The 9,808-nt window shown below is 71.7% G+C and carries 11 protein-coding genes; 6 read left to right on the top strand and 5 right to left on the bottom strand.

Going from position 1 to position 9,808, the window contains the following annotated elements; genetic code table 11:
* Positions 1-30 precede the first annotated feature (30 nt).
* Both EP757_RS05885 and EP757_RS05880 read left to right on the top strand, forming a co-directional pair.
* Positions 31-387 (top strand): hypothetical protein, encoded by a 357-nt coding sequence (locus EP757_RS05885; RefSeq protein ID WP_127543183.1) that lies wholly within the window; start codon positions 31-33, stop codon positions 385-387.
* Positions 388-693: 306 nt separating this feature from the next.
* Positions 694-1,686 carry a type IV toxin-antitoxin system AbiEi family antitoxin domain-containing protein gene (locus EP757_RS05880; protein WP_127543182.1) on the top strand — a complete coding sequence of 331 codons (993 nt, stop codon included), beginning with the start codon at positions 694-696 and terminating at the stop codon, positions 1,684-1,686.
* 286 nt (positions 1,687-1,972) lie between these two features.
* Here EP757_RS05880 and EP757_RS05875 read toward each other — a convergent pair whose 3' ends face one another.
* A complete protein-coding gene (locus EP757_RS05875; protein ID WP_127543181.1) occupies positions 1,973-3,424 on the bottom strand; it encodes a glycoside hydrolase family 3 N-terminal domain-containing protein in 1,452 nt (483 codons plus the stop codon).
* Between the two features lie 172 nt (positions 3,425-3,596).
* Between EP757_RS05875 and EP757_RS05870 the strand changes: the two genes are divergently transcribed.
* The 3 genes from EP757_RS05870 to EP757_RS05860 are packed head-to-tail and all read left to right on the top strand — an operon-like array spanning position 3,597 to position 6,540.
* Entirely contained in the window at positions 3,597-4,772 is a 1,176-nt protein-coding gene (locus EP757_RS05870; protein WP_127543180.1) for an ROK family transcriptional regulator, read from the top strand.
* Between the two features lie 48 nt (positions 4,773-4,820).
* Complete coding sequence (locus tag EP757_RS05865; protein WP_127543179.1) at positions 4,821-5,648, top strand: ABC transporter ATP-binding protein; 828 nt, start codon at positions 4,821-4,823, stop codon at positions 5,646-5,648.
* A 1-nt stretch (position 5,649) separates the two neighbouring features.
* Positions 5,650-6,540 (top strand): ribokinase, encoded by an 891-nt coding sequence (locus tag EP757_RS05860; RefSeq protein ID WP_127543178.1) that lies wholly within the window; start codon positions 5,650-5,652, stop codon positions 6,538-6,540.
* Positions 6,541-6,556: 16 nt separating this feature from the next.
* Here the strand turns inward: EP757_RS05860 and EP757_RS05855 are convergent, their stop codons facing one another.
* Genes EP757_RS05855 through EP757_RS05840 form a run of 4 tightly spaced genes read right to left on the bottom strand, consistent with a single transcriptional unit; the run spans position 6,557 to position 8,931 of the window.
* Positions 6,557-7,099, bottom strand: coding sequence for a PAS domain-containing protein (locus EP757_RS05855; RefSeq protein WP_127543177.1), 543 nt, complete (start codon positions 7,097-7,099; stop codon positions 6,557-6,559).
* Between the two features lie 52 nt (positions 7,100-7,151).
* On the bottom strand, positions 7,152-8,069 hold the full coding sequence (locus EP757_RS05850) for a methyl-accepting chemotaxis protein (RefSeq protein ID WP_127543176.1): 918 nt from the start codon (positions 8,067-8,069) through the stop codon (positions 7,152-7,154).
* 47 nt (positions 8,070-8,116) lie between these two features.
* Positions 8,117-8,473 carry a hypothetical protein gene (locus EP757_RS05845; protein WP_127543175.1) on the bottom strand — a complete coding sequence of 119 codons (357 nt, stop codon included), beginning with the start codon at positions 8,471-8,473 and terminating at the stop codon, positions 8,117-8,119.
* Entirely contained in the window at positions 8,470-8,931 is a 462-nt protein-coding gene (locus EP757_RS05840; RefSeq protein ID WP_127543174.1) for a DUF6232 family protein, read from the bottom strand. The genes EP757_RS05845 and EP757_RS05840 overlap by 4 nt, the downstream gene beginning before the upstream one ends.
* An 81-nt stretch (positions 8,932-9,012) precedes the next feature.
* Between EP757_RS05840 and EP757_RS05835 the strand changes: the two genes are divergently transcribed.
* Complete coding sequence (locus EP757_RS05835; protein ID WP_127543173.1) at positions 9,013-9,786, top strand: enoyl-CoA hydratase/isomerase family protein; 774 nt, start codon at positions 9,013-9,015, stop codon at positions 9,784-9,786.
* Positions 9,787-9,808 lie beyond the last annotated feature (22 nt).

Here is a 9,808-nt window from a genome sequence, read left to right as displayed (position 1 = left end):
GGTTGGGGCGGCTGTGCGGTTGGGGCGGCTGTGCTCGTGCTGGTTGTGCTTGGGTCGCTGTGCGCTTGGGCCGGCCTGCTCGTACTGGTTGTGCTTGGGTCGGCCGTGCTCGTGCTGGTCGTGCTTGGGTCGGCCGTGCTCGTGCTGGTTGTGCTTGGGCCGCTGTGCGCTTGGGTCGGCCCGCTCGTGCTGGTCGTGCTTGGGCCGCTGTGCGCTTGGGTCGGCCCGCTCGTGCTGGTCGTGCTTGGGTCGCTGTGCGCTTGGGCCGGCCTGCTCGTGCTGGTTGTGCTTGGGTCGGCCGTGCTCGCGGCGGTCGTGCGCGTATCGACCGCGCTCGCCTCGTCATCCGCGCTCGCCCCGTCACCCGGTTCGCAGATCTTGGAGTAGCGGCGGCCATTCATCGTTCTTGCCCGCATCGTCATCCGGTTCGCAGATCTTGGAGTAGCGGCGGCCATCCATCGTTCTTGCCCGCATCGCCACCCGGTCCGCAGATCTTGGAGCGGCACCGCTCGTCGTCCGTGCCTGCACCTGCGCTCGCCCGCGTACCCGCACGCGGATCTTGGATCGGTGGCGGGTTTGTGGAATCCGGTGGGGCCCATAGCACCCACGAGATTCCACGAATCGTTTTCCACAATTCGGGGGTGTCCACAGGGGGTCCGGCGCTCGGCCGCGGCTCGGTGGAGGGTCGGTGGCATGGTGCACATCGATGAGATCAGTGGGCTTCAGCGTGGTGTCGTCACCCGGAACCAAGCGCTCCGCGCCGGGCTGAGCGCGGACAGGATTCGGAACCTCGTCGACTCCGGGCGGTGGCAGCGGCTCTACACCGGGGTCTATGCCACGTTCACCGGGGAGGTGCAACGGCCGGCTCGGCGGTGGGCGGCGGTTCTCTCGGCGGGGCGTGGGGCTCTGCTGTCCCATCGTTCGGCGGCTGAGGAGGTGGGACTGATCGGGCGTGAGGAGGCGGCCGGAGCCATCCACGTCCTCATCCCGGCCGAACGGCGTGTCCGGCGGTGCCCCGGCATCGTGGTGCACCGGGCTACGCGGGCGGGGGAGTGGCGGCATCCTGTTCGGTCGCCTCCGCAGACCCGGGTGGAGCAGACGGTGCTGGATCTGGCATCGGCGGCGGGTAGTGAGGACGAGGCGATGAAGTGGATCGCGGCGGCTTGTGGGCGGCGCCTCACTACTCCGCGGCGGATCGCCGGAGCTCTGCGGGAGCGCCCTCGTCTGCTGCGCCGTGCCGGGTTGGGGGTGCTGCTCGCTGAGGCGGGGAGCGGCTGCGAGTCGGTGCTGGAGTGGCGCTACCTGCGGGCCGTCGAACGCGCGCACGGATTACCCACGGCAGTGCGGCAATCGCGCCGCCCGAGGCCGGGCGGCGAATCGAGGCGTCCGGGGGGAGGCGGCGGCTGGTACGACGACGTCAGCTACTCCGACTACGGCGTCCACGTCGAACTGGACGGGCAGGCGGCCCACCCGGCGGAGCAGCGATGGCGTGACTATCGGCGGGACAACGCGGTGGCGAGTGCGGGGGAGGTGGTCCTGCGCTACGGCGTGGCCGATGTGAGTGAGAGGCCGTGTTCTGTAGCCGAGCAGGTGGCGGCGGTGCTGCGTGGCCGTGGCTGGACCGGCCTGACGCGTCGATGCGGCACCGACTGCTTCATAGCGGCACCAGCCCATGACGCTGCGTAAACACACCCGGCGATCTAGCACCTGATATGCCGAAAAGTCCGAATCTTATGCTCGAATCGGACTAACCGAACGGACAATCCGACTACGTAGCGCTTCCGTCATGCCCGACTTGCCACGTAACGTGCTGTCCGCAGGTGGGTCTGGGGACGTCGCGGAGTTCGACTCGGGACCAGTTCGATACGCGACGCAGACGGTGAGCCGGGCTCGGTGCGACTTCGGGAGCAGTCGCCCGGAGCCCGGCTCACCCCTTGCAGGAAACAGGCGAGGCGGCTTGCGAGGAGCAGCCTCAGCGAGCCAGATGAAGCGCCTCAGCCGCAGCCCGCCCGTTGGCCAGGCTCGCGCCGTGCGTCACTACGAACGCCTTCACGCCGGACGGCCGCCACGCCGACGGCCAGCCCATCTCGACCACGCCGACCGGGTGGGCCGCGGCGAGCTTCTCGACCAGGTCGCGGGCTTCCGGCGAGCTGTGGACGCGCCGCCCGACCACCACGATGGGCCGGCCCGCGGCCTGGGCGGCGATCTCGTCGGCGCTGGTCGAGGCGGCCACCACTTCGATCTGCTCGACGCCGTTCAGGTGCGGGCGCAGGCCCCACGGCACCCGTCCCTCGGCGATCGAGAAGCCGGACACCAGCTGGACCACCAGGGGGGAGGCGAGTTCGGCGGGGGAGCCTTCCACCCGTACGCCGGATCGCGCCGCGGCGACGCCCAGCTCGACGTCCGGAGCCGCCGACGGGCGCGGCGCAGCCGTCCAGGCGGCCAGCGCGGCATTGCGGGCCGCGGCCCCTTCGAGCCGGGAGAGTTCGAGCCGGCCGTCGGTGACCGCTGTGGCGATCTCGGCGGCGACGGCTTCGACCAGTTCACGGTCGACCGAGGCGCCGATGCAGAGCAGGTCGGCGCCGGCTGTCAGGGCGGCGACGGCGGCGAGCGGGATGCTGCCCGCGGTGCCGGCCGCGCCGTGCATCTCCAGGGCGTCGGTGACGATCGCGCCGCGGAAGCCGAGTTCGTCGCGGAGGAGCCCGGTCAGCGCGGCCCGGCTGAACGTCGCCGGCAGGTCGCCGGTCAGTGCGGGCACCCGGATGTGGGCGCTCATCACGGTCTGCGCGCCCGCGGCGACGGCGGCGAAGAACGGCGGCAGGTCGCGTTCACGCAGTACGTCGAGCGGCACGTCGACGGTGGGCAGTTCGAGATGGGAATCGGTCACGGTGGCGCCGTGTCCGGGGAAGTGCTTGGCGCAGGCGGCCACGCCCGCCGATTCCAGGCCGGTGACCGCGGCGGCGGCGTGCCGGGCGACCAGGGCCGGGTCGGCGCCGAACGAGCGGGTCCCGATGATCGGGTTGTCGTCGGCGGTGTTGACGTCGACGGTGGGCGCGAGGTCGAGGTTCACGCCGGCGGCGGCGAGGTCGCCACCGATGGCGGCGTAGACCCGGCGGGTGAGTTCGGGGTCGTCCGCGGCGCCGAGGGCGGCATTTCCGGGGTACGGGCTACCGGTCCGGTGGTCGAGCCGGGTGACGTCGCCGCCCTCCTCGTCGATGGCGATCAGCACGTCGGGCCGTGCCGAGCGCAGTGCGGCGGTCAGCGCCGTCAGCTGCTCGGTTTCGACCACGTTCGTCCCGAAGAGGGTGTGCCCGGCCAGCCCGTCCGCGACCAGTTCGAGCGCCCAGTCCGGCGCTGCCGGGCCGGGGAAGGCGGCGAGCAGGGTGCGCAGAGCGAGCCGGCGAAGGCCCGGATCGTGAGACATGTTGTCCTTCCGACGGCGCGAATGTGGTCCCGGAACCCCGCGACCTGCCATGATCGCTCGGAGTCGATGAGCCACCCTCCGGTTAGGCAACGTCGCCTACCGTTACGCTGCGGCTGCGTGTCGAGCGTCGACACTGTAACAGGAAAGAACCTTTAGTATTAAGGACAACGCTATGGCCACCCGTCTCCCGGGCACGCCCCGGCTGCTGCGCGCACTCAACGACCGTGCGGCGCTGGACCTGCTGCTCAACCGTGGGCCGCTGACGCGGGCGCAGCTCGGCGAGATGACCGGCCTCAGCAAGGTCACCGCCTCGCAGCTCGTCGAACGGCTGGAGGAACGCGGCCTGGTGCGCCGGGTCGGCGAGCAGGCCGGCGGCCGCGGGCCGAACGCGCAGCTCTACGCCGTCACTCCGGGTAGTGCTCACGTGATCGGTGTCGACGTCGGCCCGGACTGCGTCGTCGCCGCCTGCGCCGACATCACCGGCACCCTGATCAGCCGGGTGGAGCAGAGCACCAAGGACACCGACGACCCGGTCGGCGTGGTGCACAACGCGGTGGTCCAGGCGGCCGGCGAGGCCGGCACCGACATGTCCTCGGTACGCCGGGTCGTCCTCGGCACCCCGGGTCTCGTCGATCCGGAATCCGGCGAGATCTCGTTCGCCCACGACCTGCCGCGCTGGCACCGGGGCCTGCTCGCCGAGCTGCGCCGTGACCTGAGCACCCCGGTCTTCTTCGGCAACGACGTGAACCTGGCGGCGGTCGCCGAGTCCGGCACCGGAGCGGCGACCGGTGTGAAGGACTTCGCGCTGATCTGGATCGGTCGCGGCGTCGGCCTCGCCACCGTGATCAACGGCCGCCTGCACCAGGGCGCGACCGGTGCCGCGGGCGAGATCGGCTACCTGCCCGTGGCCGGCGCCGAGGTGCCGCACAACGCGTCACGCCGTGGAGTGAAAGGCGCGTTCCAGGCGCTCGCCGGGGCGGACGCGGTCAAGGCGATCGGTAAGCAGTACGGCTTCCGGGGCAACGAGGCGTCCGACGTGGTCCGCGCGGCCGTGGCGGCCGGGGCTGCGGGCGACCCGGTCCTCGACGAGCTGGCCCGGCGGCTGGCTCTCGGCGTGGCCGCCACCTGCGTGGTGCTCGACCCGCCGCTCGTGGTCCTGGCCGGCGAGGTGAGCCGGGCCGGCGGTGAGGCGCTCGCCGACCGGGTGGAGCGCGAGGTCGCCGCGATAACGCTGGTCTCGCCGAAGGTCGTGGTGACCGGGGTGGCGTCCGAGCCGGTGCTGCACGGCGCCCTGCGGATGGCCCTGGACGCCGTCCGCGACGAGGTCTTCGGCTCGACGACGGACTGAACAGGTGGTACCCGGCACGGCCGTCCGTTTCCGGCTGCGCATGCATGGTTGGATGGACGCGTGCTGGAGGCTGCCGTATCCATTCCGCCCGACGAGGACACCGTCATCGCCTTCGACCGCGTCAGCGTGGTCCGCGCGGGAAATTTCCTGATCCGAGACCTGTCCTGGCAGGTCGAGCTCGATGAGCGCTGGGTGGTGCTGGGGCCGAACGGCGCCGGCAAGACCACCCTGCTCAACCTCGCGTCCGCCCGGATGCACCCGACTCGCGGGCAGGCCTACGTGCTGGCCGAGAAGCTGGGCCGGACCGATGTGAACGAACTGCGCACCCGGGTGGGCATCACCACCGGGCGCTTCGCCGACCAGGTTCCGCAGGACGAGAAGGTCATCGACGTGGTGATGACCGCCGCGTGGTCGGTGGTGGGCCGCTGGCGGGAGGACTACGACCCGCAGGACGAGGCCCGCGCCCGGGAGCTGCTCGACCAGCTCGGCATGACCGGCTTCACCGACCGCGAGTTCGGGACCCTGTCGGAGGGTGAGCGCAAGCGCACCCAGATCGCCCGTGCGCTGATGACCGACCCCGAGCTGATGCTGCTCGACGAGCCGACGGCCGGCCTGGACCTGGGCGGTCGCGAGGTCCTCATCGGCCACCTCAGCGAGCTGGCGCTGGACCCGGACGCCCCGGCCATGGTGCTGGTCACCCACCACGTCGAGGAGATCCCGCCGGGCTTCACCCACGGCCTGCTGCTGCGCGAGGGCAACGTCGTGGCGTCCGGCCTGCTCGGCGAGGTGATGACCGCGGAGAACCTGACGAAGACGTTCGGCCTGCCGCTGGTGGTGGACCGGTTCGGCGACCGTTACACGGCTCGGGCCGCCTGAGATGGCGCCCAAGGTCGTCGTGGCCGGCAGCGCGAACATGGACCTGGTCGGGCTGGCGCCGGCGCTGCCCCGGCCCGGCGAGACGGTGCTCGGCGACGACTTCGTGATGGCGCCGGGCGGCAAGGGTTCGAACCAGGCCATCGCGGCGGCCCGCGCCGGTGGCGCGACGACGTTCCTGGGCGCGATCGGTTCGGACGCCTTCGGGGTCACCCTGGGCGCGCGACTCGCGGCCGCGGGCGTCGAGACCGGCCTGGTACGGACGAGCTACGGTGCGTCCGGCGTCGCCGTCATCATGGTCGACCGTGCCGGGGAGAACTCCATCCTGGTCAGCCCGGGCGCGAACCGTACCTTCACCGGCCTGACGGCTGAGGAGCAGGCCGCCATCGCCGAGGCGGACGTGCTCCTGTGCCAGCAGGAGATCCCGATGGAGACGGTCGGCGCCGCGCTCCGGGCCGGCCGGGCGGGCGGCACCCGCACGATCCTGAACGCCGCGCCCGCCCGGGACCTGCCGGAGGGCCTGCTCGACGACGTGGATCTGCTCGTCGTCAACGAGATCGAGGCGCGGGCCATCACCGGTGGGTCGGCCCCCGAGATGGCCGCCCTGCTCGCGCTGGTGCCGAGGGTGGTGCTGACGCTGAGCGGCGCCGGCGCCCGGTACGCCGACCGCGACGGCCGCGACGAGCACGTCCCCGCCTATGCGGTGGAGGTGGCCGACACGACAGCGGCCGGTGACGCCTTCACCGGCGCGCTCGCCGTCGCCTGGGGCGAGGGCCGTGACCTGCTCGACGCGGTCCGCTGGGCGAACGCGGCCGGCGCCGCCTGCGTGCAGCGGGTCGGCGCGAGTGGGGCGCTCCCCGAGCGCTCCGAGATCGAGGCCATCTACACCAGCTGACAGATCGAGCCGGTGGTCAAAGACGGCCGCCGGTGGCCAGATCCCAGACCAGTTCGTCGTACGTCCGCCCGCGCTCGGCGAGCACCTGTTCCAGCATCGCGGACCCGGCCGCGACGGCGTCCGGGGTGCGGTCGTGCCGGCGCTCGGCAGCGCGCAGCACCCCGTAGAGGTCTTCGGCCGCGGCCACCGCCGAGCGGGACGGCACCCGCCGGTTGGAGTGGTAGCCGACGACCCGGCCGGCGCCGTCGTACGAGGGGGTGACGTGGGCGAACACCCAATAGTGGGCGCCGTCCGCAGCGAGGTTCACGACGTACGCGAAAATCTCCTGCTCTTGCTTGAGGGTGTCCCAGAGGAGCTTGAAGACGGCCCGGGGCATGTCCGGATGCCGGATCACGCTGTGCGGCTGCCCGACTGCCTCCTCCTCGCCGAGCGCGGAGATGCGCAGGAATACGTCGTTGGCATACGTGATGACACCCCGCGGATCGGTCTTCGTAACGATCAACTCGCCATCGCCGAATGTCCGTTCCGTACCGGTCGGCCGGATCTGAGTGAGTTTCATGGTGGCTTCGATGTTCCCTGGTCAGCGCGCTCGCTGCCCGGAGAATCGGATTTCATGCCTCCCGGATCATGGTGACGAAACGCGACACCTCGCCCTGGAGGACCTCGGCGAGCTGGGAGAGCCCGCCGTCGGTGACGTCCTGCCCGCCGTCGACGGCCCGGGCGATGCCGTCGACCAGCCCGCTCATCTCCCGGATCCGGCCGGTGACCGCCTCCAGCACCCCGATCGCGTCGGCCGCGGCCTGCTGCACCGTCGCGACCTGCCGCATGATCTCCTCACTGGACTCGCTCGTCTCGTTCGCGAGCGACTTGACCTCGTTCGCCACCACGCCGAAGCCCAAGCCGGCCGTACCGGCCCGAGCCGCCTCGATCGTCGCGTTCAGAGCCAGCAGGCGGGTCTGCGCCGCCACCTTGTTGATCAGGTCGACGGCGTGCCGGATCTCGTCCGAGGAGCTGCGCAGCCCGGTGACGGTCTCCAGGCCCTGTTCGGCGTCGGTGACCGCCTCCCGGGCGAAGGAGGCCAGCCCGTTCGCCGAGGCGCCCATCTCGGTGGCGGCCGTGGCGACCTGCTCGGAGACGGTGAGGACGGCCGACTCCAGCTGGTCGGCGAGGCGCAGGCGGCCCTGCGCGGCCTTCTCGAACTCGGCGGCGGTCCGGCTCATCACCAGGTTGGAATGGGTGATCTGCTGGGCCGCCGACTTGTACGCCCCGCTCAGCCCCTGATCCAGGAAACGGCGGTGGAAGCGGCCCTCGGCGGCCGCGGCCGAGGCGGCGCCCGCCTCCCGGACGAACGCGTCGACCTGGTCCAGCAGCCCGTTCACCGCGGCGCGCATCGGGGCAGCGAGGGTCGCGTCACCGACCGGCGGCACCCGGGCCTCCATGTCGCCGTGACGAGCGCGTTCGCAGACCTCGGTGACGATGCGCACGGCGTCGTCCAGGGATTCGACGGGGGTGATGACTCGCTTGCTCATAGGCCTTCATCGTCCACAAACCCGGCGGGTCGGGACCGGGATTCGCCCTAAATGCGGGAGACCTTCCAGGCCCAGGCGATCAGCGGCGCCTGCAGCGGCAACCGGCCGTAGGCGACGGCCCGCCGTGCCGGGGACGCGTGCCGCCAGTCCGCCGCCATCTTGACGTTGGCGGGGAAGACGGCGGCGAAGAGGGCCATGGCGGCGATGCCGCCGGCCCGGCGGGTCCGGGGATGAGCGACGGCGGCGGCCACTGCCAATTCAGCAACCCCTGATGCGTACGTCCAGAGCCGCGGCTCTCCCGGCAGCGACCCCGGAATGATCGCGTCGAACGGTTTCGGAGCGGCGAAGTGCAGTGCTCCCATGACGGCGAGGAACCCGGCCAGACCGGCGGCGTCACGCCTCACCGGCGGACCGCCGGCTCCAGGGCACGCTGGAGGGCGCGGTAGACCCGGCCGAACCGCTGGGCGTTGTCGGTGCGCAGCAGCAGCACGTCACCGCCGGGCACCCGGCCCCAGATCTCCAGGTTGCGGCTTCCCCGGTCGTACGACCTGTCGACCCGCTCGAGCATCAGGTCGGCGACCGGCACGACGGCCAGGCCGAGCAGGATGCCGCCGACGATCAGGGCGAGCGTCGTGGCGAGGGTGGCCTCGATGACCAGTGCGACCCCGATCGCGAGGACGCCCATCACGACCGGAAGCAGGATGGTGAGGCCGAGCGCGCCGCGCCAGGCGATCACCGACCAGTCCCGGGTGCCTCTCGTGTACCAGACCCGGATCAGGTCGGGCAGGCGGAAGTCCTGGTCGTTCATGTGGACGCCGGACGATGTGATGAGCACTTCCGGGTCTCGGTAGTACGTCGTCATTTCCCCTCCCAGAGGACCCCAATGTAGCCGGTACCCGTCGTAGGCTGGCGGCCAAACGGCCCAGGGCGAGGAGGCACATCGGTGGGCGAGTTCGTACGGCTCGAGGTTGCTGACGGCATCGGCACGATCCGGCTCGAGCGGCCGCCGATGAACGCGCTGAACACGCAGGTCCAGGAGGAGCTGCGGGAAGCCGCGCAGGCCGCCACCGCTGACGACCAGATCCGCGCCGTGATCGTCTACGGCGGGGAGAAGGTCTTCGCCGCGGGCGCCGACATCACCGAGTTCACCACCGTGACCTACCAGCAGATGCTGGCCCGGGCAGCGGCGCTCTCCAGCGCGTTCGACGCGGTGGCCCGGATCCCGAAGCCGACCGTCGCCGCCGTCACCGGGTGGGCGCTCGGCGGCGGCTGTGAGCTCGCTCTCGCCTGCGACTGGCGGGTCGTGGCCGACGACGCCAAGCTCGGCCAGCCGGAGATCAAGCTCGGCATCATCCCGGGCGCCGGTGGCACCCAGCGGCTGGCCCGGCTGATCGGCCCGGCCAAGGCCAAGGACCTGATCTTCTCGGGCCGGATGGTGGACGCCGAGGAGGCGCTGCGGATCGGCCTGGCCGACCGGGTGGTCCCGGCCGCCGAGGTGTACGGGACCGCCGCCGAGCTGGTCCGGGCCTACACGACCGGCCCGGCGCTCGCGCTGCGCGCCGCCAAGCAGGCGATCGACGGTGGGCTGAGTGTCGACCTCGCCGCCGGCCTCGCGCTGGAGTCGCACCTGTTCGCCGGGTTGTTCGCGACCGACGACCGGGTGGAGGGAACCACCGCTTTCGTCGAGAAGCGCAAGCCGAAGTTCACCGGGAGGTAGTGGAGGGACCGATACGGGTCCG

It is taken from the genome of Actinoplanes sp. OR16, assembly GCF_004001265.1.
Lineage (GTDB): Bacteria > Actinomycetota > Actinomycetes > Mycobacteriales > Micromonosporaceae > Actinoplanes.
This window is presented reverse-complemented; position numbering and strand designations above follow the sequence as displayed.